22 protein-coding genes and 1 other RNA gene are annotated in these 25,562 nt (G+C 60.4%); 10 read left to right on the top strand and 13 right to left on the bottom strand.

Annotated elements, in window-relative coordinates:
- Positions 1-22: 22 nt before the first annotated feature.
- The 9 genes from ACUTSC_RS03990 to ppsR all read right to left on the bottom strand — a co-directional run bounded on the left by ACUTSC_RS03990 (position 23) and on the right by ppsR (position 8,961).
- The gene (locus ACUTSC_RS03990) at positions 23-808 is read right to left on the bottom strand and encodes a heme ABC transporter ATP-binding protein (protein WP_063989697.1); all 786 of its coding nucleotides are present in this window, start codon (positions 806-808) and stop codon (positions 23-25) included.
- Positions 801-1,805 carry a FecCD family ABC transporter permease gene (locus ACUTSC_RS03985; protein WP_033638351.1) on the bottom strand — a complete coding sequence of 335 codons (1,005 nt, stop codon included), beginning with the start codon at positions 1,803-1,805 and terminating at the stop codon, positions 801-803. The genes ACUTSC_RS03990 and ACUTSC_RS03985 overlap by 8 nt, the downstream gene beginning before the upstream one ends.
- Positions 1,805-2,635 carry an ABC transporter substrate-binding protein gene (locus ACUTSC_RS03980; RefSeq protein WP_197767730.1) on the bottom strand — a complete coding sequence of 277 codons (831 nt, stop codon included), beginning with the start codon at positions 2,633-2,635 and terminating at the stop codon, positions 1,805-1,807. Before ACUTSC_RS03980 ends, ACUTSC_RS03985 begins: the two co-directional genes overlap by 1 nt.
- A complete protein-coding gene (locus tag ACUTSC_RS03975; protein ID WP_197767731.1) occupies positions 2,632-3,669 on the bottom strand; it encodes a hemin-degrading factor in 1,038 nt (345 codons plus the stop codon). The genes ACUTSC_RS03980 and ACUTSC_RS03975 overlap by 4 nt, the downstream gene beginning before the upstream one ends.
- Positions 3,670-3,735: 66 nt before the next feature.
- Positions 3,736-5,817, bottom strand: a complete 2,082-nt coding sequence (locus tag ACUTSC_RS03970; protein ID WP_197767732.1) for a TonB-dependent hemoglobin/transferrin/lactoferrin family receptor — start codon at positions 5,815-5,817, stop codon at positions 3,736-3,738.
- 94 nt (positions 5,818-5,911) lie between these two features.
- A complete protein-coding gene (gene hemP, locus ACUTSC_RS03965) occupies positions 5,912-6,094 on the bottom strand; it encodes a hemin uptake protein HemP (RefSeq protein ID WP_016927944.1) in 183 nt (60 codons plus the stop codon).
- 171 nt (positions 6,095-6,265) lie between these two features.
- Positions 6,266-6,751, bottom strand: coding sequence for a glutathione peroxidase (locus ACUTSC_RS03960; protein ID WP_038871031.1), 486 nt, complete (start codon positions 6,749-6,751; stop codon positions 6,266-6,268).
- 105 nt (positions 6,752-6,856) lie between these two features.
- Positions 6,857-7,903, bottom strand: coding sequence for a 3-deoxy-7-phosphoheptulonate synthase (locus ACUTSC_RS03955; protein WP_445653104.1), 1,047 nt, complete (start codon positions 7,901-7,903; stop codon positions 6,857-6,859).
- 197 nt (positions 7,904-8,100) lie between these two features.
- Entirely contained in the window at positions 8,101-8,961 is an 861-nt protein-coding gene (gene ppsR / locus ACUTSC_RS03950; protein ID WP_049239973.1) for a posphoenolpyruvate synthetase regulatory kinase/phosphorylase PpsR, read from the bottom strand.
- A 459-nt stretch (positions 8,962-9,420) separates the two neighbouring features.
- Here ppsR and ppsA point away from each other — a divergent pair, with 459 nt between their 5' ends.
- Complete coding sequence (gene ppsA / locus ACUTSC_RS03945; protein ID WP_060424302.1) at positions 9,421-11,799, top strand: phosphoenolpyruvate synthase; 2,379 nt, start codon at positions 9,421-9,423, stop codon at positions 11,797-11,799.
- Positions 11,800-11,908: 109 nt separating this feature from the next.
- On the opposite strand, the gene rprA is transcribed toward ppsA, so the two are convergent.
- Positions 11,909-12,018: antisense sRNA RprA (gene rprA / locus ACUTSC_RS03940), an RNA gene on the bottom strand.
- 257 nt (positions 12,019-12,275) lie between these two features.
- The gene (gene ydiK, locus ACUTSC_RS03935; protein WP_025302642.1) at positions 12,276-13,376 is read right to left on the bottom strand and encodes an AI-2E family transporter YdiK; all 1,101 of its coding nucleotides are present in this window, start codon (positions 13,374-13,376) and stop codon (positions 12,276-12,278) included.
- 244 nt (positions 13,377-13,620) lie between these two features.
- Between ydiK and ydiJ the strand changes: the two genes are divergently transcribed.
- Both ydiJ and menI read left to right on the top strand, forming a co-directional pair.
- On the top strand, positions 13,621-16,677 hold the full coding sequence (gene ydiJ / locus ACUTSC_RS03930; protein ID WP_197772988.1) for a D-2-hydroxyglutarate dehydrogenase YdiJ: 3,057 nt from the start codon (positions 13,621-13,623) through the stop codon (positions 16,675-16,677).
- Entirely contained in the window at positions 16,674-17,090 is a 417-nt protein-coding gene (menI, locus tag ACUTSC_RS03925) for a 1,4-dihydroxy-2-naphthoyl-CoA hydrolase (protein ID WP_445653103.1), read from the top strand. The genes ydiJ and menI overlap by 4 nt, the downstream gene beginning before the upstream one ends.
- A 45-nt stretch (positions 17,091-17,135) precedes the next feature.
- Here menI and ACUTSC_RS03920 read toward each other — a convergent pair whose 3' ends face one another.
- Positions 17,136-17,540 carry a hypothetical protein gene (locus ACUTSC_RS03920; RefSeq protein ID WP_004931369.1) on the bottom strand — a complete coding sequence of 135 codons (405 nt, stop codon included), beginning with the start codon at positions 17,538-17,540 and terminating at the stop codon, positions 17,136-17,138.
- A 526-nt stretch (positions 17,541-18,066) separates the two neighbouring features.
- On the opposite strand from ACUTSC_RS03920, the gene sufA reads away from it, so the two are divergent.
- The 7 genes from sufA (at position 18,067) to ACUTSC_RS03885 (ending at position 24,986) form a co-directional block, all read left to right on the top strand.
- A complete protein-coding gene (gene sufA / locus ACUTSC_RS03915; protein WP_445653102.1) occupies positions 18,067-18,438 on the top strand; it encodes a Fe-S cluster assembly scaffold SufA in 372 nt (123 codons plus the stop codon).
- 14 nt (positions 18,439-18,452) lie between these two features.
- Positions 18,453-19,949, top strand: coding sequence for a Fe-S cluster assembly protein SufB (gene sufB / locus ACUTSC_RS03910; RefSeq protein ID WP_033638360.1), 1,497 nt, complete (start codon positions 18,453-18,455; stop codon positions 19,947-19,949).
- A gap of 43 nt (positions 19,950-19,992) precedes the next feature.
- Positions 19,993-20,739, top strand: a complete 747-nt coding sequence (gene sufC, locus ACUTSC_RS03905; protein WP_004931365.1) for a Fe-S cluster assembly ATPase SufC — start codon at positions 19,993-19,995, stop codon at positions 20,737-20,739.
- On the top strand, positions 20,714-22,000 hold the full coding sequence (gene sufD / locus ACUTSC_RS03900; protein WP_197767736.1) for a Fe-S cluster assembly protein SufD: 1,287 nt from the start codon (positions 20,714-20,716) through the stop codon (positions 21,998-22,000). Before sufC ends, sufD begins: the two co-directional genes overlap by 26 nt.
- Positions 21,997-23,223 carry a cysteine desulfurase SufS gene (gene sufS / locus ACUTSC_RS03895; RefSeq protein WP_197772990.1) on the top strand — a complete coding sequence of 409 codons (1,227 nt, stop codon included), beginning with the start codon at positions 21,997-21,999 and terminating at the stop codon, positions 23,221-23,223. The genes sufD and sufS overlap by 4 nt, the downstream gene beginning before the upstream one ends.
- Before the next feature lie 36 nt (positions 23,224-23,259).
- Positions 23,260-23,676 carry a cysteine desulfuration protein SufE gene (gene sufE / locus ACUTSC_RS03890; RefSeq protein ID WP_060432959.1) on the top strand — a complete coding sequence of 139 codons (417 nt, stop codon included), beginning with the start codon at positions 23,260-23,262 and terminating at the stop codon, positions 23,674-23,676.
- Between the two features lie 296 nt (positions 23,677-23,972).
- Positions 23,973-24,986: a L,D-transpeptidase family protein gene (locus ACUTSC_RS03885; RefSeq protein ID WP_197772991.1), complete on the top strand. Its 1,014-nt coding sequence runs from the start codon at positions 23,973-23,975 to the stop codon at positions 24,984-24,986.
- 140 nt (positions 24,987-25,126) lie between these two features.
- On the opposite strand, the gene ACUTSC_RS03880 is transcribed toward ACUTSC_RS03885, so the two are convergent.
- Complete coding sequence (locus ACUTSC_RS03880; protein ID WP_004931354.1) at positions 25,127-25,363, bottom strand: major outer membrane lipoprotein; 237 nt, start codon at positions 25,361-25,363, stop codon at positions 25,127-25,129.
- Positions 25,364-25,562: the final 199 nt, after the last annotated feature.

Genomic DNA, 25,562 nt, shown 5'->3' with positions numbered 1-25,562 from the left:
GCGCTTAATGGCGCCCTTGACGTTATTGCCGCAGGTAGACCTGCGGCAGCGACACTTCGGGATGATGCACCACGCCGAGATCGGCCTGATACCAGCGGGTGAGGATCTCCGTTTGCAACACGTCCTGCGGCGTGCCGCTCGCCACCAGGCGCCCCTGATGCAACAGCAGGATCCGATCGGCGTACAGCGCGGCCAGATTGAGGTCGTGCAGCACGCAGCAGACGCCCAGTGGCTGTTGGCGCGTCAACGAGCGCAGCAGGCGCAGGGTATGCTGCTGGTGATACAGATCCAGCGCCGAGGTCGGTTCATCGAGGAACAGCCAGGCGGGGGACGGCTGCGGTTGCCACAGCTGCGCCAACACCCGCGCCAGCTGCACCCGCTGCTGTTCGCCGCCGGACAGTTGGCGGTAGTCGCGCTGCGCCAGCGCCAGGCAGTCGGTTTGCGCCATCACCTGTTGGATCGCCTGGTGCTCGTCGCGTTTGCCGTGCGGCGATCGCCCCATGCTGACCACTTCTTCCACGCTGAATGGAAACGCCAAATCGCTGTACTGGCGCATCACGGCCCGGACTTTGGCCAACTGCTGCGGCGCCCAGTGTTCCAGCGGGCGGTCAAGCAGCCGACATTCGCCGCAGTCCGGCGTTAAATAGCCGGTCAGCAAGCGCAGCAGCGTCGATTTACCGGCGCCGTTAGGGCCGATAATCGCCACCATTTCACCGCCGGCAAGGCTGAGCGAAACGTCGTTGATCAACCGGCGCGTACCGAGGCTGTAACGCAGCTCCCGGGCTGTCAGGCAGGCGGCGTTATCCACCGGCTCGCTCCCGCTGGCGCATCACCAGCCACAAGAAATAGGGACCGCCGATCAGGCTGGTCATCAACCCCACCGGCATTTCGGCCGGCGCCACCAGCGTGCGCGCCAGCGTATCGCTGACCAGCAACAGGCAGGCGCCGCCCAGCGCGGAGCAGGGCAGCAGCCAGCGGTGATCGCCGCCGAGACGCATGCGCACCAGATGTGGCACCACCAGACCGACGAAGCCGATCACGCCACTCATCGCTACCGCCGCGCCAATCAGCAGGGCACTCAGCAACAGCAGCTGCAGTTTGGCGCGCTGGACGTTAACCCCGAGGTAGTGGGCCTCTTCGTCCCCCAGCTGCAACAGGTTCAGCCGGCGCGCCTGCAGCAGCGTCAGCAGCGCCGCAGGCAGGATCAGCGAGGCGGAAACCGCCAGGGTCGGCCACTGCGACTGGCTGAGGCTGCCCATCATCCACAGCGAGAACTGGCGCAGCTGTTGATCGCTGCTGACGTAGGAGAGCACGCCGATGGCCGCCATGCACAGGGCGTTGATGGCGATGCCCGCCAGCAGCAGCCGCGACAGATTGCCGTGCCCGCTGCGGCTGATGCCGTAGATCAATAGCGACACCAGCAGGCTGCCGAGGAACGCCGCCAGCATATGGCCGTACAGCGCGATCGTCACCGGCAACGCCAGCGGCATCACGATGAACAGGGCGACAAACAGCGCGCCGCCGCTGCTGATGCCCAGCAGGCTCGGGTCTGCCAGCGGGTTGCGGAACAGCCCCTGCATCACGGCGCCGGACACCGCCAGCGCGCAGCCGATCACCACCGCCAGCAGCACGCGCGGCAGGCGGATGTTCAACCAGATGTGCCAGGCGGCGTCGCTGAAAGGTTCGCGCCACAGGGTGCGAAACGACAGCGTCAGCGCGCCCAGGTTAGCGGCGACCAGCGCCAGCAGCGTCAGCAACACCAGCAGACCGATGATGGCCAACTGAGGCGAGGTGCGACAGCGCATTACTTTTGCTCCGCCGCGTGGCGCAGTTTGGCCAGCGCCGCCGGCGTTTCCAGACCGAAGCCCAGCAGCGCCATGTCATCGACGATCAGCACGCGGCGCTGCTTGCCCGCCGGCGTCAACGCCAGGCCCGGCAGCGCCCACAGCTGCTGTTCGCCGCCGAGGGTGCGCACGCCGTCGGTGGTGACCAGCAACAGATCCGGCGCGCTGGCGATGACGCCTTCCTGCGACAGCGGACGGTAGCGGTCAAAGCCCTGCATGGCGTTTTTCAGGCCGGCGGCGGCGATCACCGCGTCGGCGGCGGTGTGTTGCCCGGCAGCCATCGGCGTAATGCCGCCGTGGCTCATGACGAACAGCACCTTGATCGGCAGCGGGGAGGTATCGACCGCCGCCAACTGCTGTTGATAGCGCTCGCTCAGCTGTTTGCCTTGCTCAACGCGTTGCAGCGCGGCGGCGATCGTAGCGATTTTCTGCGGCACCGCCTGCAGGGTGGTGTCACCCGGCACGCTGACGACTTTGACGCCGCTGTCCGCCAGCTGTTTGAGCACCAGCGCCGGCTGTGCCAGCTCGGTCGTCAGCACCAGCGTCGGCTTCAGCGCCAAAATGCCTTCGGCATTCAGTTGGCGCATATAGCCGACGTCCGGCAGTTTTTTCACCGCTTCCGGATGCAGACTGGTGCTGTCGCGGGCGATCACGTCGTCGCCGGCGCCGAGCGCGAAGGCGATTTCCGTCACGTCACCGCCGATCGAGACGATGCGCTGCGCCGCCGCTGCAGTGAGCGGCAGCGCCAGCGTCATCATCAACGCCAGGCGGCGGATCAAGGAAGATTTCATGCGGCGATGTCCTTGGCGGCGAGCGCGGCAACCTGTTCGCGCCACTGGGTTTGTTCCGGCTGGCCTTCGGTACGCTGGCCATACAGCTGCGCGATCTGCGTGCCGTCGGCGGCGAACAGCTCCAGGCTGGTGACGATGCCGTCCTTGGTCGGTTTACGGGTGATCCAGCTTTCGGCGATGGCGTCTTCGATCAGGTGCAGCGTGAAGCGGCGGTTGAACACGTTGATCCAGCCTTCCTGCGGCATCAAACGTTCAATCTGGCCGGTGAAGATCTGCACGCAGCCGCGGTTGCCGACGAAGATCATGATCTCGTTTTGCTGCTGCTGCGCCGCTTCCAGCAGCTGCGACAGCGCGCTGTTGTCCACCTGATAGGCCAGATCGTCGCCGACGGCGCGGAAGGCCTGCTGGCGCGTCAGCTTGTTGCGGCTGAGCAGCTGGAAGAACTGGTGAACGTCGGTCATCGCGCGCCACTCACCGTCGATTTTGGCATGATCCTGCGCCGTTTCATCCGCAGCGCTCGCCTCGGCGGGCTGCAGCGCCAGCGCCGGGTTCTCTTCGCTCAGGTGGCGCTCTACCAGTGCCATCCAGGCCGGCAGATCGGTCTCTTCGGTGGTGTAGACCTTGTGCAGCGCATCGCCCTGTTGGTCGAAGAACTGAATGCTGTGGCGCACGCCGCGCTTGTTGGTTTCGCTCATGGCGAAGACGCTGGTCCAGTGGTTGAGGAACAGGCGCAGATCCAGCTCGCGCGGGTTGAGGATCAGCCCGGCGTGGCCGTTGAGGTGCTGGTTGCGGTAGCGGCCCATCTGCTCATGCACCGCATAGCTGTTGCGGGTGATGGACTTGGTGACGCCGACCTGCTCAAGCTCGGTCAACAGGGTGCGCGCGTCGGCCTGCAGGCGGCGGGTGTCGTGGCCGACGCGGGCGTGCGTCAGCTCCGCTTCGCTGACGCCGAGGATCGCCGCCAGATCGCGGGCGTATTTGCCGGGGTGGTCGATTTTGGCCTGTTGGTAGCGTTCGTATAGGGTGTTGCTCATGCGGGATTCTCCTGCGCTGTAATGCGAACGGCGGACAACCGGGGTGTCCGCCAGATAGTCAAATGATTACCACTGGTAGCTGACCAGCAGTTTGGCGTTGCGGCCATCCTGCGGGACGCCCTGCGGCGAGTAATATTCTTTGTCGAAGGCGTTGCCCAGCACCACGGTGGTGGTCATGCCCTGCAGACGATCGCGGCCCTTGTAGCTCAGATAGAAGTCGTTGACGCCATAGCCGGCTTGTTCGGCCGTGCCGGTCTCCACGCGCGTCGCGCGTTCGGCGAAGGTGGCGACCCAGCCGGCGGACAGACCGGTTTCGCCCAGCGGCACGTCCAGCGAGCTGGTGACAGTGTCTGGATTGATGCTGCTTAACCAGTCACCGGTCGCTTCATTTTTGCCACGGGTGCGGTTATAAGCCAAATCCCAGCCGAACCACAGTGTTTTATAGCTGAGCGTAGCGTCCCATCCCCAGATTTTGGCGCGATCGATATTGGTCGAGAATGTGGTGCAACTGATGCAATAAGGACCTCGCGGACCGCGTCCCAGTTCCATCGTGACATCGGTGGTGATGTAGTCCTTGGCTTTGGTATCGAAATAGCTGGCTTTGAACTGCAGACTATCATCGGCCAGCATCAAATCATCGAAACGCAGGCCAAACCCGTACTCTTGGGTTTCGTTGGTTTCCGGTTTCAAATTCGGGTTAGGCACCCAATAGTTGGTGATGGTGGTTGGCCCCATTGGAATTGAGAAATGCTTGGAGTCGTTGTACATCTCACCCATCGTCGGCGCGCGGAACGCCTGAGAATAGGAGCCGAACAGCATCAACCAGTCGGTAGGCGTAATGCTGACCGCACCGCGAGAGGACCATTTGTCCGCATCCACATCGGCATAACCGTCGCTTGAGCCCTTGTAATTGTCATAGCGAGTGCCGGCGAGCAGAGTGACAGGCAGATCGCGCAGCGTGATTTCATCTTGCAGCCAGCCTGAAGCGAAATTGATTTTTGCTTGCGGGAAACTTTCGGTAGCGCCGCCCGGCGTTTGTTCCTGTTTGTAGGCCTCGGTGCCGTAGGTCAGCAGGTGAGAGGCGAAAGTATCCGCAAACAGGCGCGTTCGGTTTTCGAGTTTGGCGCCTTTCGTGGTTTGTTTGCGTGCTTCATCTTCGCTGCCACTGGCGTGAGCGTTAATTTTTACGTCTGAATAATACACTTTCGCTTCTGCATCCAGCCAATCTTGGCCGGCCGGTTTCAGTTTGTAACTCAGTGCCGCGTCGCGTTGAATCGTCGAACGATCGGTCATTAAGTTTCCACTGGAGCTGGCTGGAGTTTGCGGGTTTTTCGGCTCCTGGGCGCTGTTGTTGTAGTAACGCAGGTTGCCGCTCAGCGACTGGCTATCGTCGATCTTCCAGGTGCCTTTGGCCAGCACGTTGCTGATGGTTTCGTCGTTAGGCGCATCGAAGCCGTTGCCCTGACGAAGATCGCCGACGTCGCGAGTGCCGAACGACAGCAGGCCGTCGAGGTTATCGGTCTTGCCGTAGGCGCTGGCGCCCATGCCCAGACTGTGATCGCCGGTGCCGGCGGTGCCGTAGACGCGGAACCCGGTATCGTGGCCCGGCAGCAGCAGATCGGCGGCATCGACGGTCTCATAAGACACTACGCCACCCAACGCGCCGCTGCCGTACAGCAACGCGGAGGGGCCGCGCACGATTTCAATGCGTTTCACTAACGCAGGATCCAAAAATGTGCCGTTAATATGGCCTGTATCGGTCCCCTGGCGGATGCCGTCAACCAACGTCAGCACGCCGCGTCGGTCGTAACCGCGCATCATGAGATCTTGCCCATTGCTGCGCCCGGAACCCGTGACGGTAATGCCCGGCACGCGGCGCAGCATATCGGCGGCGGTGCCTGCAGTTTGGCTTTCCGGCGAGTTGCCTTCGATGACCGTGACCATCATCGGCGCTTCAAAGCTGCTGCGCTGGTTGCCGGTGGCGACCACGGTCATGGTCTCGTCGGCGGCTTTGGCTTTTTTAGCCGGCGCCGCGTTGGAAGAGGATGTTGTGCTGGTGTTTTGGGCCAAGGCCACCGTAGGCAGAGCACAGGCAATCGCCAGACTCAAAGCGGAAAAACGCAGCCGGGTGGAAAATGTCAGAGGCATGGTGCAACTCTCCGTATGTAATAAAACATATCAATAGATTTGCTGGCTGCCTGGATCAAAAGATCGGGGTGGCTGGCGTTTGAGGGTTCTGTGGTTATTTGGTCAGGATCAATTTCCCGGCTTTGGTCTGCCGCAGCTGATAGCGCTGGCCCTGATGGGTAATGAACGCGATGCCGTCGGCGCCGAGCAGCTGTGCGCTGTCGTAGCTGGGCGGCGCGTTTGCGCTGTGCTCGGTCGGGGCCGCGGCGGCGGGGGTAGGCGTGTTGGCAGTATCCATCATCATTGTGCTTATAAAACAGACCATTAAATGGTAATTAATATCAAACTGAGAATCATTATCATGTGAAGGAAAGGTTACATCAAGGAAAATTTTCTTACCGATGGAACCTTTTTGTCGAACGGACATCCGGCGGCGGGCCGAGCGCACTCGGCCCGTAAAAAAGGGGCGTTACTTCAGCAGGGTTTCGATGCGGTCAAACAGACGTTCGGGTTTGGTGATCGGCGCAAAGCGCGTGACGCGCTGGCCGTCGGCGGTGAGCAGGAACTTGGTGAAATTCCATTTGATACGGCGGCTGCCCAGAATGCCGGGCGCCAGGCGTTTCAGCTCATTGAACAGCGGGTGCGCGCCGGGGCCGTTAACGTCTATCTTGCTGAACAGCGGGAAACTGACGCCGTAGTTGAGGCTGCAAAAGTTGGCGATCTCCAGCGGGCTGCCCGGCTCCTGAGAACCAAACTGGTTGCAGGGGAAGCCGAGCACCACCAGGCCGCGTTCGCGATAGTATTGCCACAAATTTTCCAGCCCGCGGTACTGCGGGGTAAAGCCGCACTTGCTGGCGGTGTTGACCACCAGATAAGCGCGCGCCGGGAAATCGCCCAGCGTTTTTTGCTCGCCCTGCAGCGTGACGCAGGGAATGGATAACAGAGAGTGAATCATGCCGGGGCTCCAGGTGCTTTTCGGCGGGTGCTAAAGCGTTGCAATCAGTATAGATGAGCGGGGCGGGAGGGATAAAGCCGGGGAGTGGCCCCGGCCTCTAGTGCGTCAGAAACGGCTATCGACCGCATCCGCCAGCATCGCCAGCAGCTGCTCGCTGTCGGACCAACTCAGGCAAGGATCGGTGATCGACTGGCCATAGGTCAGCGGTTGGCCGGCGACGATTTTCTGCGTGCCTTCCACCAGGAAACTTTCCGCCATCACGCCGGTGATGGCGGCGGAGCCGGCGCGGATCTGTTGGCAGACGTTGTCGGCCACTTCCAGCTGGCGGCGGTGCATCTTCTGGCAGTTGCCGTGGCTGAAGTCGATCACCAGGTGCTCCGGCAGATCGAACTCGCGCAGGCTGTCGCAAGCGGCGGCGATGTCGCTGGCGTGGTAGTTCGGCGTTTTGCCGCCGCGCATGATGATGTGGCCATACGGATTGCCGCTGGTCTGGTAGATGGTCATCTGGCCATGTTTGTCCGGAGACAGGAACATGTGCCCGGCGCGCGCCGCGCGAATGGCGTCGATGGCGATGCGGGTGTTGCCGTCGGTGCCGTTTTTGAAGCCGACCGGGCAGGAGAGCGCCGAGGCCATTTCACGGTGGATCTGGCTTTCGGTGGTGCGCGCGCCGATGGCGCCCCAGCTGATCAGATCGGCGATGTATTGGCCGACCACCATGTCCAGGAACTCGGTGGCGGTCGGCAGGCCGAGCTGGTTCACTTCCAGCAGCAGGCGGCGCGCCATTTCGATGCCGCGGTTGACCTGGAAGGTGCCGTCCAGCGCCGGATCGGAGATCAGGCCTTTCCAGCCGACGACGGTGCGCGGTTTTTCGAAGTAGGTGCGCATCACGATTTCCAGACGATCCTGGTAGCGTTCGCGCAGGGCGTTCAGCCGGCCGGCGTAATCGACGGCGGCGTCGAGATCGTGGATGGAGCAGGGGCCGATCACCACCAGCAGGCGGCGGTCTTCACCGGTGAGAATTTTTTCAATGCGTTTACGTGACGCCGTCACGTTATCGGCGATGGCCGCCGAGATCGGCAGCGTGTCCGCCAACGTTTGCGGCGTGACGAGGCTGTCGATGCGCGCGGTCCGCAGTTCATCTGTTTTGTACATGTTGTTCCCTGGAAACTGTTCTTCTCTGCGGCAGGAGTGCCGGGAAGTGATGGCGATCACAATAACGCAAAAAGCGCTGAATTCAACCGTAGAGATTGTGTTCTGTTGATCAAAGCCGCGAAAAAAAGCACAAAAAAATCAGCTGTTGCTGAAATAAACGGCAGGCGGCGGGGCACGGCGGCCCCGCGAGGAAAAGATCAGAACATGCGGCGGCTCATGCCGAGGATGTCGAGGATTTTGGTGGAGATTTCTTCGACCGAATAGTTGGTGGTATTGAGGTAGCGGATCTGATTTTTGCGGAACAGCGCCTCAACCTCGGCGATCTCCATGCGGCACTGGCGCAGTGAAGCGTAACGGCTGTTTTCACGCCGTTCTTCGCGGATCGCCGCCAGGCGCTCCGGATCGATGGTCAGGCCGAATAATTTATGCTGAAACGGTTTCAGCGAGGCCGGCAGGTGCAAATTGTCCATATCGTCGGCGATAAACGGGTAGTTGGCGGCGCGGATGCCGAACTGCATCGCCAAATAAAGGCTGGTGGGGGTTTTACCGCAGCGCGACACGCCGAGCAGGATCACCTGCGCCTGATCGAGGTTGCGCAGCGAAATGCCGTCGTCATGCGCCAGGGTATAGTCGATGGCGGCAATGCGTGCGTCGTACTTGCCGAGGTTGCTGGCGGTCAGGCCGTGGGTACGGTTCGGCACCGGCGTCGGCTCCACTTCCAGCTCACCCTGCAGCGGGCCGACCAGCGCCTGCACGATATCCTGACAGAAACCCTGGCTCTGCACGATCACATCGCGCACTTCCGGCGAGATGATGGAGTAAAACACCAGCGGACGCACGCCGGTTTCATTATAGATATCATCGATTTGTTGGCGAACTGCGCGTGCGCGCGCCTCGGTTTCGACAAATGGCAAGGTATAGGTGGTCGCCGTGACCGGGAACTGCGACAGCACCGCGTGCCCCAGCACTTCGGCGGTGATCGCCGTACCATCCGAAATATAAAAAACGCTTCTTTCCACCCGAGGCTCCTTACCTGAAAACGGTGTTCCTGCTGTCATCACTGTCAATATCATGGGCCGCGGACGATCCGTCGGTAAAGGGGCGAGGGGAAAAATTGTGACGGCGAGGCGGTAAAGCGCGTTGCGGCGGCGCGTGAAGAAAAGCGCGTTTTGCCGGCGATAAAAATCGTAGCGCAGCGACGCTTTTCGAACCGAAACGCAAACTTGCCGCTATTTTCGCCAAAAACGGTAGCGTTTGCGTGGTCATTGAAACAGAAGTTTAAAAAGAACGTAATTTGTTGAGAACTAAGCTTTTCGTGCGATTGGGAACGGTTCCCATGCAAATCAGCCGGTTAGGACATTCTCTTAAAAACCACTTTCTTCAGTGGGTTGATCGATTCACCTTTCCATTTTCCCCAGATCAGTGTGCTAGTCTGATTCGGTTCCGTGTTAGCGGCGCCGTAAAGCAAGCGAATTAAATCCGTCTTTACCCTACTGATAGCAATAAGGATTGTCTCGATGTCCAACAATGGCCCAGACTTGCGTAATGTGCTTTGGTACAACCAGCTTGGCATGCACGACGTTGACCGTGTCGGCGGCAAAAACGCCTCTCTCGGTGAAATGATCACCAATCTTTCCGATTTGGGCGTGGCCGTGCCAAACGGTTTTGCCACCACCGCACAGGCGTTTAACGATTTCCTCGAACAAAGCGGTGTTAACCAGCGCATCTATCAGCTACTGGATCAGACCGACGTTGACGACGTTGCACAACTGGCCAAGGCCGGCGCCCAGATCCGCCAATGGGTGATCGACACGCCGTTCCACGCCGAGTTCGAACGTGAAATTCATCAGGCTTACCAACAGCTCGCCGACGGCGAACCGGAAGCCTCTTTTGCGGTGCGCTCCTCCGCCACGGCGGAAGACATGCCGGACGCGTCCTTTGCCGGCCAGCAGGAAACCTTCCTCAACGTGCAGGGCATCGACGCCGTGATGGTGGCGATCAAGCACGTGTTCGCGTCGCTGTTCAACGACCGCGCCATCTCTTATCGTGTGCACCAGGGCTACGATCACCGCGGCGTGGCGCTGTCGGCGGGCGTACAGCGCATGGTGCGCTCCGATCTGGCCTCCTCGGGCGTGATGTTCACCATCGACACCGAGTCCGGCTTTGATCAGGTGGTATTCATCACCTCCGCCTTCGGCCTGGGCGAAATGGTGGTGCAGGGCGCGGTGAACCCGGATGAGTTCTACGTGCACAAACCGACGCTGCAAAACGGCAAGCCGGCGATCGTGCGCCGCAACCTGGGCTCGAAAAAGATCCGCATGGTGTACGCACCGTCGCAGGATCACGGCAAGCAGGTGCGCATCGAAGACGTGCCGGAAGCGCAGCGCAGCCGTTTCTCGCTGACGGATGACGAAGTGCAGGCGCTGGCGCAGCAGGCGATCCTGATCGAAAAACATTACGGCCGCCCGATGGATATCGAGTGGGCGAAAGACGGCCATACCGGCAAGCTGCTGATCGTGCAGGCGCGCCCGGAGACCGTGCGCTCCAACGAGCAGACCATGGAGCGCTACCAGCTGAACGGCTCCAGCCCGGTGCTGGTGGAAGGCCGCGCCATCGGCCACCGTATTGGTGCCGGTCCGGTGAAAGTGATCCACGACATCAGCGAAATGGATCGCATCCTGCCGGGCGACGTGCTGGTGACCGACATGACCGACCCGGACTGGGAACCGATCATGAAGAAAGCCGCCGCGATCGTCACCAACCGCGGCGGGCGCACCTGTCACGCGGCGATCATCGCCCGTGAGCTGGGCATTCCGGCGGTGGTAGGCTGCGGCCACGCCACCGACGTGCTGAAAGACGGCCAGAAAGTCACCGTCTCCTGCGCGGAAGGCGACACCGGCTTCGTTTACAGCGATATGCTGGACTTCAGCGTGCAGAGCTCCGAAGTGACCGAGCTGCCGGATCTGCCGCTGAAGATCATGATGAACGTCGGCAACCCGGATCGCGCCTTCGACTTCGCACGCTTGCCGAACGAAGGCGTGGGCCTGGCGCGGCTGGAATTTATCATTAACCGCATGATCGGCGTGCACCCGCGCGCGCTGCTGGAGTTCGACCAGCAGACGCCGGCGCTGCAAAACGAAATTCGCGCGTTGATGCAGGGTTACGATCACCCGGTCGAGTTCTACGTCGGCCGTCTGACCGAGGGCATCGCGACGCTGGGCGCCGCCTTCTGGCCGAAGCGCGTGATCGTGCGCCTGTCCGACTTCAAATCCAACGAGTACGCCAACCTGGTGGGCGGCGACAAGTATGAACCGCACGAAGAGAACCCGATGCTGGGCTTCCGTGGCGCCGGCCGTTACGTGGCCGACAGCTTCCGCGATTGTTTCGCGCTGGAGTGCGAGGCGGTGAAACGCGTGCGTAACGAAATGGGGCTGACCAACGTCGAAATCATGGTGCCGTTCGTGCGCACCGTGGCGCAGGCGGAAGCGGTGGTGGCCGAGCTGGCGCGTCAGGGGCTGAAGCGCGGCGAAAACGGGCTGAAAGTGATCATGATGTGCGAGATCCCGTCCAATGCGCTGTTGGCGGATCAGTTCCTCGAGCACTTCGACGGCTTCTCTATCGGTTCCAACGACATGACCCAGCTGGCATTGGGGCTGGATCGCGATTCCGGCGTGGTATCGGAGCTGTTCGACGAACGCAACGACGCGGTGAAAGCGCTGCTGTCGATGGCGATTCAGGCGGCCAAGCGCCACGGCAAATACGTCGGCATCTGCGGCCAGGGCCCGTCCGATCATGAAGACTTCGCCGAGTGGCTGATGGAGCAGGGCATCGACAGCCTGTCGCTCAATCCGGACACCGTGGTGCAGACCTGGATCAATTTGTCGAAAAAGAAATAATGTCTCGGCCTCGCTGAGGCATTAACGTCGGGCCGCAGTTAACGCTGCGGCCTTTTTATTTCTGAATGTAAATAACGGCGCGTAAAATAATCAATTCGACGAAAAAAGAATAAAAAAAAGCCCACCGTAGGAGATGGGCAAAGACTACACACAGCAATTCACATGTATGGCATTACATTGTTCAGAAAGGTTGCTTTAAAATCAGTGATTTGAAGCAATAGATGGCCATAATACTAGATTTTTGAACGCGACTAGTCATTAAGAATCATCCTAATCGATAGCGGCATCACATTTTATTTGCGGGAGTTATCTCTTTTTGCCGTTTGCAACAAACAGGGATTTACATTGCACCTTTCATTCGCCGAGCCTCAATCAATATAGGGCGGCATTATATTTGGCGGAGATATTACTCGAATGAGGTAGGAGTAATGACGGGGCGAAATATTCCGCCCGACGATGCGGGCGGAAGAGGGGAATCAGCGTTTTTCCAGATCTTCGATGACTTGCTCCGGCGCGGTGGTCGGCTCCGGCGCTTCATCCATCCAGGCGGTCAGCAGGCGATAAGATACCGCCAATACCACCGGGCCGATGAACAGGCCAATCATGCCGAAGGCCAGCAAACCGCCGATAACGCCGGACAGGATCAGCAGCAGCGGCAGATCGGCGCCCATGCGGATCAGCACCGGGCGCAGCACGTTATCCAGCGTGGCTACCACGCAGCTCCAGACCAGCAGCACGGTGCCCCAGGTGGTGTCGCCGTGCCAGTACAGCCAGATGATGGCCGGCACCAGCACCAACAGCGGCCCCAATTGCGCCACACAGCAGATAAAGATCAGCATTGTCAGCAGAGTGGCGGCCGGAATGCCGCTCACCGCCAGACCGATGCCGCCCAGCACCGACTGCACCAACGCCGTCACCACCACGCCCAGCGCGACGGCGCGGATCGCCTGGCCGCCCAGCAGCACCGCCGCATCGCCGCGTTTGGAGCCGAGGCGCACCGCAAAGTGACGGATACCCAGCGCCACCTGCTCGCCGCGCGCATACAACAAGGCGCTGAACAGCAGCATCAGCGCGCAGTGCAGCAGCAGACGGCCGATATGCGCCGCCTGCGCCACGAACCAGGTGGCGGTCTGGCCGAAGTACGGTTGCACCTTCGCCAGCAGCGCGGCGCCGCCGGCGTTAACCAGCGTGTGGTAGCTGGTATAGAGCCTGTCGCCGATCATCGGCACGGACTGTAGCCAGGCGAGATCGGGAATATGCAGCTTGCCCGGCGAACTGGCCCAGGCGATCAGCGGCGCGCTGTTATCCACCACGCTGCTGATCAGCAGGGAGATTGGCAGAATGAACAGCAGGATCAGCAGCAGGGTCATGACCAACACCGCCAGCGAGCGGCGGCCCCACAGCAGCTTTTGCAGCTTGAGCAGCAGCGGCCAGGTGGCGATCACCACCATGCCCGCCCAGGCGAAGCCGAGAATAAACGGTTGGATCACCCAAAAACAGGCAACGATCATGATGGCGATAAACAGCACGCCGAAAATAATTCGCGGTAGGTCGTAACGCGATTGCGGGAGTGGCATCAGTGGCTTCTCATCCTGTCAATTAAATCCCTGGCACCGGCGAATCGGGGTGCCTGTCGGTCGGTTTATCACCGCCGGTCGGCCGCCGGTGGCGGCGCTCGCGGGGCGGTAATAATGTGAATGCCTTCACTAAACGAGTATGTTAGTTTTTAGTGTCACTAAAAAATAGGGTGGGTCTGAATTAAAGGCCCGATTCAGCGTACATCAGCGCATAAAAAATAGACGGACAGGGTCAAAAAAGCGAATGATCCCACAGATTTCTCAGGCGCCCGGCCTTGTTCAACGGGTGCTCGACTTTTTGGAAGCACTGAAGCAAAACGGATTCAACGGCGATACCGCCACCAGCTATGCCGACCGGCTGACGATGGCCACCGACAACAGCATCTATCAGCTGTTGCCCGATGCGGTGGTGTTCCCTCGTTCCACCGCCGACGTGGCGCTGATCGCCCGTCTGGCCGGGGAAGAGCGATTCAAGACGCTGACCTTCAGCCCGCGCGGCGGCGGCACCGGCACCAACGGCCAGTCGCTCAATACCGGTATCGTGGTCGATATGTCGCGCCATATGAACCGCATTCTTGAGATCAACGTCGAACAAGGCTGGGTAAAAGTCGAAGCGGGGGTGATCAAGGATCAGCTGAATCAATACCTGCGGCCGTTCGGCTACTTCTTCTCGCCGGAACTGTCCACCAGCAACCGCGCCACGCTGGGCGGCATGATCAACACCGACGCCTCCGGCCAGGGCTCGCTGGTGTACGGCAAAACCTCCGATCACGTGTTGGGCCTGCGGGCGGTGCTGCTGGGCGGTGAGATGATCGACACCCGCGCCATGCCGACGGCGCTGGCGGAAACGATTGCTCTGGAAGAGACCGCCGAAGGGCGCATCTACCGCACGGTGCTCAACCGCTGCCGCGAGCAGCGCGCGCTGATCCTGGAGAAATTCCCCAAGCTCAACCGCTTTCTCACCGGTTACGATCTGCGCCACGTGCTGAGCGACGATCTGCAAACCTTCGATCTGACGCGCATCCTGACCGGCGCAGAAGGCACGCTGGCGTTTATCACCGAGGCGCGGCTGGACATCACGCCGCTGCCGAAAGTGCGCCGCCTGGTCAACGTGAAGTATGACTCCTTCGACTCGGCGCTGCGCAATGCGCCCTTTATGGTCGAAGCCAAGGCGCTGTCGGTGGAAACCATCGATTCCAAGGTGCTGAACCTGGCGCGTGAAGACATCGTTTGGCACTCGGTGAACGAACTGATCGCCGACGTGCCGGATAAAGAGATGCTCGGGCTGAACATCGTCGAGTTCGCCGGCGACGATCGGGCGCTGATCGACGGCCAGATGGAAACCCTGTGCCAACGGCTGGATGAACTGATCGCGCAGCGGCAGGGCGGCGTGATCGGTTACCAAATCTGCGGCGATCTGGTGGGCATCGAACGCATTTACAACATGCGCAAGAAGGCGGTCGGGCTGCTGGGCAACGCCAAAGGGCGCGCCAAGCCGATTCCGTTCGCCGAGGACACCTGCGTGCCGCCGCAACACCTGGCGGACTATATCGTCGAGTTTCGTCAACTGCTCGACGATCACAATCTGAGCTACGGCATGTTCGGCCACGTCGACGCCGGGGTGTTGCACGTGCGCCCGGCGCTCGACATGTGCGACCCGCAGCAGGAGGTGCTGATGAAGCAGATCTCCGATCAGGTGGTGGCGCTGACCGCCAAATACGGCGGCCTGCTGTGGGGGGAGCACGGCAAGGGTTTCCGCGCGCAATACAGCCCTGAATTCTTCGGGGAAACGCTGTATGAGGAGCTGCGCCGCATCAAGGCGGCGTTCGATCCGGATAACCGCCTGAACCCGGGCAAGATCTGTTCGCCGCTGGCGGTGGATGCGCCGATGATGCAGGTGGACGCGGTCAAACGCGGCACTTTTGATCGCCAGATCCCGGTCGAGGTGCGCACCTCGTTCCGCGGCGCGCTGGAGTGTAACGGCAACGGCCTGTGCTTCAACTTCGACGTGCGCAGCCCGATGTGCCCGTCGATGAAGATCAGCGGCAACCGCATTCATTCACCGAAAGGGCGGGCGACGCTGGTGCGCGAGTGGCTGCGTCTGTTGGCCGAGCAGGGCGTCGATCCTTTGGCGCTGGAGAAACAGCTGCCGCAGCAGCGAGTCAGCCTGCGCGGTTTGATCGAAAAGACCCGCAACAGCTGGCACGCCGGCAAGGGCGAGTATGACTTCTCGCACGAAGTGAAAGAGGCGATGTCCGGCTGCCTGGCCTGCAAGGCCTGCTCCACCCAGTGCCCGATCAAGATTGATGTGCCGGGATTCCGTTCGCGCTTCCTGCAGCTTTATCACACTCGCTATTTGCGTCCGGTGAGCGACTACATGGTCGCCGGCGTAGAGAGCTATACCCCGTTGATGGCGCGCGCGCCGAAGGTGTTCAACTTCTTCTTCCGCCAGCCGTGGCTGCGGGAGATGAGCCGCAACGTCATCGGCATGGTCGATCTGCCGCTGCTGTCCAGCCCGACGCTGCGCCAGCAGCTGTCCGGCCACCGCGCGACCACGTTGACGCTGGAACAGCTGGAAGGGCTGAGCGCCGAGCAGCGCGTAGAGCACGTGCTGATCGTCCAGGATCCGTTCACCAGTTATTACGACGCCAAAGTGGTGGCGGACTTTGTCCGGCTGGTGGAAAAGCTTGGCTATAAACCGGTACTGCTGCCGTTCTCGCCAAACGGCAAGGCGCAGCATGTGAAAGGTTTCCTAACGCGCTTTGCCCGCACCGCGCGAAAAACCGCCGATTTCCTCAACCGCGTGGCGCAGCTCGATATGCCGCTGGTGGGCGTCGATCCGGCGCTGGTGCTGTGCTACCGCGACGAATACCGCGAGATCCTCGGCGCCGAACGCGGCGATTTCCAGGTGCAACTGGTGCATGAATGGCTGCAACAGCGGATCGCGGATCGCGCCGAACAGCCGGCGACCGGCGAGCCGTGGTATCTGTTCGGCCACTGCACCGAAACCACCGCGCTGCCGGCCAGCGGCCAACAGTGGGCGGCGATCTTCGCCCGCTTCGGCGCCAAACTGGAGAACGTCAGCGTCGGCTGTTGCGGCATGGCGGGCACTTACGGCCATGAAGCCAAGAACCTGCAAAACTCGCTCGGCATTTATGAGCTATCATGGCATCCGACGCTGCAGCGTTTGCCGCGGCAGCGCTGCCTGGCGACCGGCTATTCCTGCCGCAGCCAGGTGAAACGCATCGAGGGCAATGGCGTGCGCCACCCATTACAGGCACTTCTGGAGATGATTGAGTGAAATTGTGGAAACGTGAAACATCGCTGGACCAGCTGAACCGCGCTGGCGACGGCTGCATGGTCAGCCATGTGGGCATCGAGTTTACCCAGCTGGGCGAAGATTTCCTCGAGGCCACCATGCCGGTCGACGGCCGCACCCGGCAGCCGTTCGGGCTGTTGCACGGCGGGGCATCGGTGGTGCTGGCGGAATCGATGGGATCGATGGCCGGTTACCTGTGCAGCGAAGGCGAGCAGAAAGTGGTGGGGCTGGAGATCAACGCCAACCACCTGCGCGCGGTATTCGATGGCCAGGTGCGCGGGGTGTGCCGCGCACTGCACGTCGGCCGTCGCCATCAGGTGTGGCAAATCGAGATCTTCGACGCGCGAGATCGGCTGTGCTGCACCTCGCGCCTGACCACGGCGGTCATCGACTGATCCCCGCCACTTTCCGCAGGCCGTCGGCCTGCGGAGCTTTTAGCCTTACAGCTGAAACGGCACGCGTTTGACGAAGTCCTTCTGAAACGCGTTCGCCTTCTCCCAGGTGCCCTCCATTGCATATTTTTGGCAGATCAGCGTCAGCGTGTGGCGGGCGAAGTGGTAGCTTTGCACCCGAAACAGCTGGCAGCGCTGCGGGTTGTTGATTTCGACGATCAGCCGGTTATGCAGCTTGCTGAGCGCGTGCAGATAGCTGTCATCGTCGCCGTTTTCCAGGCACAGATTGGCCATGGTGAGGCTGACGCTGTTATACCGCTTCAGGTGGTCGATATTGCATTCCGGGCGCCGCAGCGCCGCTTCGGCCATGTAAAAGTCCACCGTGGCGTCGCGCACGCTGAATTTGTAGTCATCAATCTTGCCCAGCAACCATGCGTTGATCGAAAGAGTCATTGGCTTCGCGCTCAAATTACAATTGAATGATAATCATTATCATATAAACTGCCGCGTTGCCGATCAATCCCCGGCGTGGCGTTTTTTCATCGCGCGGGGTGTAAAAGGCCGCCGACGACCCAACTTAATCCTGAGCGACTAAACTTTAACCTGAGGGTGCGCGCTTGCGTTGCGCCACGAAATGCCGATAAACGCACATTTACGACAGACAGAATGCAGAAATAGGTATTTTCTATGAATGTTTAGATCGGCAACGTACCGCGGCGCTGTAACGCTGACGGGCCACCGGGGAGTGCGGTACGATGATGCAGGATAGATAACGAATTCATAGGGATAGCATGCACACCTTGCCGCCAGACGCCGCAAGCCGCCACGGGTGTCCCGCTGGCTTGCCGCGCGCCGCAGCGAAAAACCGCGCTCGCGGCGGATACCCCCGCAAAACAAACGGTTGAAGTGATAATCGTTATCACTAACATATAAGCAACCCAGATTGGCTGTGGCCAAACACGAGTGTGAGGTAGACCCTATGCAAACGGAAAATGTCGGCACTTTTTCTCTGGATGAAAATGTCTGGCAAGGCATTTCGCTCAGCGATAGCGCCGTACGACAAATAACGAAACTGATGCAGCAGGATCCGCAGGTGAAAGGGCTGCAGCTAGGGGTGAAACAATCCGGCTGCGCCGGCTTTGCCTATGTGCTGGATCTGACCCGCGAACCCGCCGATGAAGATCTGCTGTTTGAGCGCGACGGCGCCAAACTCTATGTGCCGCTGAAAGCCATGCCGTTCATCGATGGCACCACGGTAGATTACGTCCGCGAAGGGCTGAATCAGATATTCAAATTCAACAACCCTAAAGCTCAGCATGCCTGCGGGTGCGGCGAGAGCTTTGGCGTTTGAGCGATGCAATCAACATGACACGAAGCAATGTAGAAATGCCTAATGAAGTGCAGGCTTGGGTCAGCGAAGGTCGCTACAAAGAAGGTTTCTTCACCCAGCTGGCAACCGATGAGTTGGCCAAAGGCATCAACGAAGAGGTGGTGCGCGCCATCTCGGCCAAGCGCAACGAACCCGAGTGGATGCTTGAATTCCGCCTCGAGGCCTACCGCGCCTGGCTGCAGATGGAAGAGCCGCACTGGCTGAAGGCCAATTACGATCGCCTGAACTACCAGGACTACAGTTACTATTCGGCGCCCTCCTGCGGCAGCTGCGACGACGCCTGCGGTTCGCAACCCGGCGCCGAGCAGCAACCGGGCGCGGCGACGGAAAAAGATTACCTGACCAGCGAAGTGGAGCTGGCGTTCAATCAGCTCGGCGTGCCGGTGCGCGAGGGCAGCGAGGTGGCGGTGGACGCCATCTTCGACTCGGTCTCGGTCGCTACCACTTACCGTGAAAAACTGGCGGAGAGCGGGGTGATCTTCTGCTCGTTCGGCGAAGCGATCCAGGAATACCCGGATCTGGTGCGTCAGTACCTGGGGCGCGTGGTGCCCTCCAACGATAACTTCTTCGCCGCGCTGAACGCCGCGGTGGCCTCCGACGGCACCTTCGTCTATGTGCCGAAAGGCGTGCGCTGCCCGATGGAGCTGTCGACCTATTTCCGTATCAACGCCGCGAAAACCGGCCAGTTCGAACGCACCATCCTGATCGCCGACGAAGGCAGCTATGTCAGCTACATCGAAGGCTGCTCCGCCCCGGTGCGCGACAGCTACCAGCTGCACGCGGCGGTGGTGGAAGTGATCCTGCATAAAGACGCCGAAGTGAAATACTCGACGGTGCAAAACTGGTTCTCCGGCGGCGAGAGCAAGGGCGGCATCCTCAACTTCGTCACCAAGCGCGCGCTGTGCGAAGGCGCCGGCTCGAAAATGTCCTGGACCCAGTCGGAAACCGGCTCGGCCATCACCTGGAAATACCCGAGCGTGATCCTGCAGGGTGATAATTCGATCGGTGAATTCTTCTCGGTGGCGCTGACCAGCGGCCATCAACAGGCGGACACCGGCACCAAGATGATCCACATCGGCAAAAACACCAAGTCGACCATCATCGCCAAAGGCATCTCCGCCGGCCACAGCGAGAACACCTATCGCGGCCTGGTGAAAATCCTGCCGGGGGCGGAAAACGCCCGTAACTTTACCCAGTGCGACTCGATGCTGATCGGGCCGGACAGCGGTGCCCACACGTTCCCTTACGTTGAAGCGCGCAACAACAGCGCTCAGCTGGAGCACGAAGCCACCACCTCGAAGATCGGCGATGACCAGCTGTTCTACTGCCTGCAGCGCGGCATCAGCGAGGATGACGCCATTTCGATGATCGTCAACGGTTTCTGCAAGGACGTTTTCTCCGAGCTGCCGCTGGAGTTCGCCGTTGAGGCGCAGAAACTTCTGGCCATCAGCCTGGAACACAGCGTGGGTTAATCGCCGCATTTTTAGCGCCGCCGGCGCTATCTGAGGACACAGCATGTTAAGCATCAAGAATTTGAAAGTCAGCGTGGAAGGCAACGAGATCCTCAAGGGATTGGATCTGGAGATCAAACCGGGCGAAGTGCACGCCATCATGGGGCCGAACGGCTCGGGCAAGAGCACGCTGTCCGCCACGCTGGCCGGGCGTGAAGAGTACGAAGTGACCGAAGGGGAAGTCACCTTCAAGGGCAAGGATCTGCTGGAGCTGGATCCGGAAGATCGCGCCGGCGAAGGCGTGTTCCTGGCCTTCCAGTACCCGGTGGAGATCCCCGGCGTCAGCAACCACTTCTTCCTGCAGACGTCGGTCAACGCGGTGCGTAAATACCGCGAGCAGGAGCCGCTGGATCGTTTTGACTTCGCCGATTTCATCGAAGAGAAAATCGCGCTGCTGGATATGCCGGCCGATCTGCTGACCCGTTCGGTCAACGTCGGCTTCTCCGGCGGCGAGAAAAAGCGCAACGACATTCTGCAGATGGCGGCGCTGGAGCCGGATCTGTGCATTCTCGATGAAACCGACTCCGGCCTGGACATCGACGCGCTCAAGATCGTCGCGAACGGCGTCAACTCGCTGCGGGACGGCAAGCGCGCCTTTATCATCGTGACCCACTATCAGCGCATTCTGGACTACATCAAACCGGATTATGTACACGTGCTGTCCCAGGGGCGCATCGTTAAATCCGGCGATTTCTCGCTGGTGAAACAGTTGGAGGAGCAGGGCTATGGCTGGCTTACCGACCAACAGTAATTCAAACGCGCTGCAGCAGTTGTATCGCCTGTTCGAAGGCCGCGGCGGCGAGCGTTCGCCGCATGCGCTGGCCCACTGGCAGCAGGCGTTGCGCCTCGGCTGGCCGACGCGCAAGCATGAGAACTGGAAATACACGCCGCTGGAGAGCCTGCTGGAGCAGCAGTTCCTCGAGCCGCAGCCCGCATTGGTAAGCGCAGAGCAGCTCGAGGCGCTGGCGCTCGGCATTGATGCCTGCCGGCTGGTGTTTATCGACGGCCGCTACAGCGCCGCGATGAGCGATGGCGATCTGGGCGACTACCAGTTCGAGTTGACCGCCTACGGCACGCCGCAGGCGCTGCCGGAGCCGATCCAGCCGGAGGTTTTCCTGCACCTGACCGAAAGCCTGGCGCAGGAAACCAGCCTGATTCGCTTGCCGGCCGGCAAGGCTCCTGCACGCCCGCTGTACCTGCTGCACATCAGCAGCGGACGCGGTGCCACCGGGGAAGTGAACACCGTGCATCACCGCCATCATCTGGAGATCGGGCGCGGGGCCGAGGCGGAAGTGATTGAACACTATGTCAGCCTGGGCGAGGCCGCGCACTTCACCGGCGCGCGCCTGACCGCCAACGTGGCGGACAACGCCGGGCTGTTGCACTGCAAACTGGCGTTTGAGAGCCAACCGAGTTACCACTTTGCCCACAACGATCTGGTTATCGGCCGCGACGCGCGGGTGAAAAGCGACAGCTTCCTGCTGGGCGCCGGCCTGACGCGGCATAACACCAGCGCGCAGCTGAACGGCGAAGGCGCAAATCTGGTGATCAACAGCCTGGTGCTGCCGGTGGGCAAAGAGATTTGCGATACCCGCACCTATTTGGAGCACAACAAGGGATATTGCGAAAGCCGTCAACTGCATAAAACCGTGGTCAGCGATCGCGGCAAGGCGGTGTTCAACGGCATGATCAAAGTGGCCAAGCACGCGATCAAAACCGACGGCCAGATGACCAATCATAACCTGCTGTTGGGTAAGGTGGCGGAAGTGGATACCAAGCCGCAGCTGGAGATCTACGCCGACGACGTCAAATGCAGCCACGGCGCCACCGTGGGGCGCATCGATGAAGAGCAGCTGTTCTATCTGCAGTCGCGCGGCATCGACAAACACGCGGCGCAGCAGATGATCATCTTTGCCTTCGCCGCCGAGCTGACCGAAGGCATCGCCAACGACATCATCCGGGAACGAGTGCTGGCGCGCATCGCCCAGCGCCTGCCGGGGGAGGCTGCATGAGTTATCCGATTGAACGCGTGCGCAGCGATTTCCCGCTGCTGGCGCGTGAGGTGAACGGCCAACCGCTGGCCTATCTCGACAGCGCCGCCAGCGCGCAGAAACCGCAGGCGGTGATCGACCGCGAGCTGGCGTTCTACCGCCACGGTTATGCGGCGGTGCATCGCGGCATTCACACCCTGAGCGCCGAGGCGACTCAGCAGATGGAAGCGGTGCGGGAACAGGCGGCGCGCTTTATCAACGCCGCCTCGGCGGAAGAGATGGTGTTCGTCAAGGGCACCACCGAAGGTATCAATCTGGTGGCCAACAGCTTTGGTCGCCACCTGCTGCAGCCGGGCGATGTGATTCTCATCACCGAGATGGAGCACCACGCCAACATCGTGCCGTGGCAGATGCTGGCGCAGGAGCGCGGGCTGCAGCTGCGGGTGTGGCCGCTACTGCCGGACGGTACGCTGGATCTGGCGCGGCTGCCGGAGCTGGTCGATGCGTCCTGTAAACTGCTGGCGCTGACCGAGGTCTCCAACGTGCTGGGCACCGTCAACCCGGTGCGCGACATCATCGCCCGCGCCAGAGACCTGGCGCCGAATTTGACGGTGCTGGTGGACGGCGCGCAGGCGGTGATGCACCAGCGCGTCGATGTCCAGGCGCTGGACTGCGATTTTTACGTGTTTTCCGGCCACAAGCTGTACGGCCCTTCCGGCATCGGCATGCTGTATGGCCGCCAGGCGCTGCTGCAGCAGATGCCGCCGTGGGAAGGGGGCGGCTCGATGATTCGCCAGGTAAGCCTGACGGCGGGCACCACCTTTGCCGATCCGCCGTGGCGCTTCGAGGCAGGTTCGCCGAACACCGCCGGCATCATGGGGCTGGGGGCGGCGTTCGATTACGTTGAAGCCCTGGGCCTGAATGCGATCCACGATTATGAACAGTCGCTGATGCACTACGCGCTGGAGGCGCTGAGCCAGGTGCCGACGCTGAAAATCTATGGTCCGGCGCATCGCGCCGGGGTGATCGCCTTCAACCTGGGGGAGCACCATGCCTATGACGTCGGCAGCTTCCTCGACCAGTACGGCATCGCCATTCGCACCGGCCATCACTGCGCCATGCCGCTGATGGCGTTTTATCAGGTGCCGAGCATGTGCCGCGCTTCGCTGGCGTTATATAATACCCGCGAAGAGGTGGACCGGCTGGTGGCCGGGCTGCAACGCATTCATCAGCTATTAGGCTAGGCCGGGGCGCGTCCCCGGCGGTACAAAAGGATCCCCATGGCGAATTTGCCGGACAAAGATAAATTGGTGCGTAATTTCTCCCGCTGTTTGAACTGGGAGGAGAAATACCTGTACGTGATTGAACTCGGCGCCAAATTGCCGCCGCTGGACGAGGCCGAGCGGCAGGCCGGCAACCTGATTTCCGGCTGTCAGAGCCAGGTGTGGATCGTGATGCGCAGAGATGAGCAGGGGCAGGTGGAGTTTCACGGCGACAGCGACGCGGCGATCGTCAAAGGGCTGCTGGCGGTGGTGTTTATTCTTTATCGTCAATTGACGCCGCAGCAGATCGTCGAACTCGACGTGCGGCCGTTTTTCGCCGAACTGGCGCTCAGCCAACATCTGACGCCTTCACGCTCACAGGGGCTGGAGGCGATGATCCGCGCCATTCGCAGCAAAGCGGCGCAGCTGGCCTGACCCATAACGCCCGCATCCTCAAGGCTCATTGATACCTTCGCTTTGTCAATGAGTCTTTACAATCCGCAGTTTTCCCCCGGACAACGCCCTCTATTCAGTGATATTTCAGCAGCTTACCTGTTGACGTTTCGTTGACAATCAGTGGCAGCGATTACGTTATAACGTGTTGATTTTTAGAGGACTTATTGCCTTTGATACCAGCATTGCTAGTATTAATCAGGTATTGTCTGATTTACCCACCGCCAGGCGCTCGTTAGCCTTGGGGGCGAACCGTCATAAAAAATATAGGGATGATAATGAAACGTGCGTTGAGTTTAATGGGCATGGTCTTCGCTACCGTATTGGCCGGCACGCAGGCGGCCAGTGCGACCGAATATCCGCTGCCGCCGCCGGACAGCCGTCTGATCGGTGAAAACACCACTTATACCGTGCCAAACGACGGCCGTCCGCTGGAGGCGATCGCCGCCGATTACAAGATCGGCCTGCTGGGCATGTTGGAAGCCAACCCCGGCACCGATCCGTTCCTGCCCAAGCCGGGTACGGTGCTGACCATTCCGACCCAAATGCTGCTGCCCGACACCAAGCGTGAAGGGATCGTCGTCAACCTGGCCGAGCTGCGCCTTTACTACTACCCGAAAGGCGAGAATAAAGTGATCGTCTATCCGATCGGTATCGGCCAGACAGGGATGCACACGCCGCTGGAGGTGACCTCCGTCAGCCAGAAGATCCCTAACCCGACCTGGACGCCAACCGCCAACATCCGCAAACGCTATCAGTCCCAGGGCGTGACGCTGCCTGCGGTGGTGCCGGCCGGCCCTGAGAACCCGATGGGGTTGTTCGCCCTGCGTTTGGCGATGGGGCGCGGTGAATACCTGATCCACGGCACCAACGCCAACTTCGGTATCGGCATGCGCGTCAGTTCCGGCTGTATTCGTCTGCGTCCGACGGACATCGAAGCGCTGTTTAATATGGTGCCGCGCGGTACGCGGGTACAGGTGATCAACGATCCGGTGAAGATTTCGGTTGAGCCGGACGGCAAACGCTATGTGGAAGTACACCAGCCGCTGTCGCGGGTGGAAAGCGACGATCCGCAGACCATGCCGATTGCGTTGTCTAAAGCGGAGAAAGCCTTTGCTGCGGATGGTCAGACCGATCGCGCCGTGTTCGATAGCGCGGTTGTACGCCGTTCTGGCATGCCGGTACTGGTCAATGTAGGGGAGAGCCCGTCGGCGGTGAGTTTGACGCCTGTAGCGGCGCCTGCGGCGAATAAGAGCCCATTCAAGGCAGCGCCAATCAGTTCCGTGAACTGAGTTTGCAGGACTGAGCGGTCGAAGAGGGGGTCAGCGTGCTGAGCCTCTTTTTTTGTCTGCCGAAGGAGAACCCCCGGGCCGATGAGCAGGCAAAAAAAAACGGCGCACAATGTGCGCCGTTTTCAATAACCAAAGCTAACTTACTTTTTGTAAGCGTGAGCTTGGTTGTCCAGACGCTGGTTAGCGCGTGCTGCGTCGTCTTTAGCAGCTTGAACGTCAGAACGCATTGCGTTCACGTCGTTGCTCAGCTGATCAACTTTAGCGTTCAGAGTCTGAACGTCAGAAGACAGTTGATCGATTTTAGCGTTGCTAGAGCAGCCAGCCAGCAGAGTGGAACCCAGGATTACCGCGCCCAGTACCAGTTTAGTACGATTCATTATAACACCCTCTAGATTGAGTTAATCTCCATGTAGCGTTACAAGTATTACACAAACTTTTTTCGAAAGAGAATAATTTTTTAGTGTTGAGGTGCTTTATTTTGATCGTTCGCTCAAACTTGCATCTGGTTTTACAAATTAGTTAAAAAAACGAGGGAAAACAGCCGGCTTCCATGGGACTACTCCGATTCTTTATTAG

It is taken from the genome of Serratia sp. TSA_105.2 (genome assembly GCF_052692115.1).
This window is presented reverse-complemented; position numbering and strand designations above follow the sequence as displayed.

Excerpts from the sequence above, each read along its gene's own strand:
- ACUTSC_RS03985 (WP_033638351.1), bottom strand. The coding sequence starts at position 1,805 with ATGCGCTGTCGCACCTCGCCTCAGTTGGCCATCATCGGTCTGCTGGTG.
- ACUTSC_RS03980 (WP_197767730.1), bottom strand. The coding sequence starts at position 2,635 with ATGAAATCTTCCTTGATCCGCCGCCTGGCGTTGATGATGACGCTGGCG.
- ACUTSC_RS03975 (WP_197767731.1), bottom strand. The coding sequence starts at position 3,669 with ATGAGCAACACCCTATACGAACGCTACCAACAGGCCAAAATCGACCAC.
- ACUTSC_RS03970 (WP_197767732.1), bottom strand. The coding sequence starts at position 5,817 with ATGCCTCTGACATTTTCCACCCGGCTGCGTTTTTCCGCTTTGAGTCTG.
- hemP (WP_016927944.1), bottom strand. The coding sequence starts at position 6,094 with ATGGATACTGCCAACACGCCTACCCCCGCCGCCGCGGCCCCGACCGAG.
- ACUTSC_RS03960 (WP_038871031.1), bottom strand. The coding sequence starts at position 6,751 with ATGATTCACTCTCTGTTATCCATTCCCTGCGTCACGCTGCAGGGCGAG.
- ACUTSC_RS03955 (WP_445653104.1), bottom strand. The coding sequence starts at position 7,903 with ATGTACAAAACAGATGAACTGCGGACCGCGCGCATCGACAGCCTCGTC.
- ppsR (WP_049239973.1), bottom strand. The coding sequence starts at position 8,961 with ATGACAGCAGGAACACCGTTTTCAGGTAAGGAGCCTCGGGTGGAAAGA.
- ppsA (WP_060424302.1), top strand. The coding sequence starts at position 9,421 with ATGTCCAACAATGGCCCAGACTTGCGTAATGTGCTTTGGTACAACCAG.
- ydiK (WP_025302642.1), bottom strand. The coding sequence starts at position 13,376 with ATGCCACTCCCGCAATCGCGTTACGACCTACCGCGAATTATTTTCGGC.
- ydiJ (WP_197772988.1), top strand. The coding sequence starts at position 13,621 with ATGATCCCACAGATTTCTCAGGCGCCCGGCCTTGTTCAACGGGTGCTC.
- ACUTSC_RS03920 (WP_004931369.1), bottom strand. The coding sequence starts at position 17,540 with ATGACTCTTTCGATCAACGCATGGTTGCTGGGCAAGATTGATGACTAC.
- sufA (WP_445653102.1), top strand. The coding sequence starts at position 18,067 with ATGCAAACGGAAAATGTCGGCACTTTTTCTCTGGATGAAAATGTCTGG.
- sufB (WP_033638360.1), top strand. The coding sequence starts at position 18,453 with ATGACACGAAGCAATGTAGAAATGCCTAATGAAGTGCAGGCTTGGGTC.
- sufC (WP_004931365.1), top strand. The coding sequence starts at position 19,993 with ATGTTAAGCATCAAGAATTTGAAAGTCAGCGTGGAAGGCAACGAGATC.
- sufD (WP_197767736.1), top strand. The coding sequence starts at position 20,714 with ATGGCTGGCTTACCGACCAACAGTAATTCAAACGCGCTGCAGCAGTTG.
- sufS (WP_197772990.1), top strand. The coding sequence starts at position 21,997 with ATGAGTTATCCGATTGAACGCGTGCGCAGCGATTTCCCGCTGCTGGCG.
- sufE (WP_060432959.1), top strand. The coding sequence starts at position 23,260 with ATGGCGAATTTGCCGGACAAAGATAAATTGGTGCGTAATTTCTCCCGC.
- ACUTSC_RS03885 (WP_197772991.1), top strand. The coding sequence starts at position 23,973 with ATGAAACGTGCGTTGAGTTTAATGGGCATGGTCTTCGCTACCGTATTG.
- ACUTSC_RS03880 (WP_004931354.1), bottom strand. The coding sequence starts at position 25,363 with ATGAATCGTACTAAACTGGTACTGGGCGCGGTAATCCTGGGTTCCACT.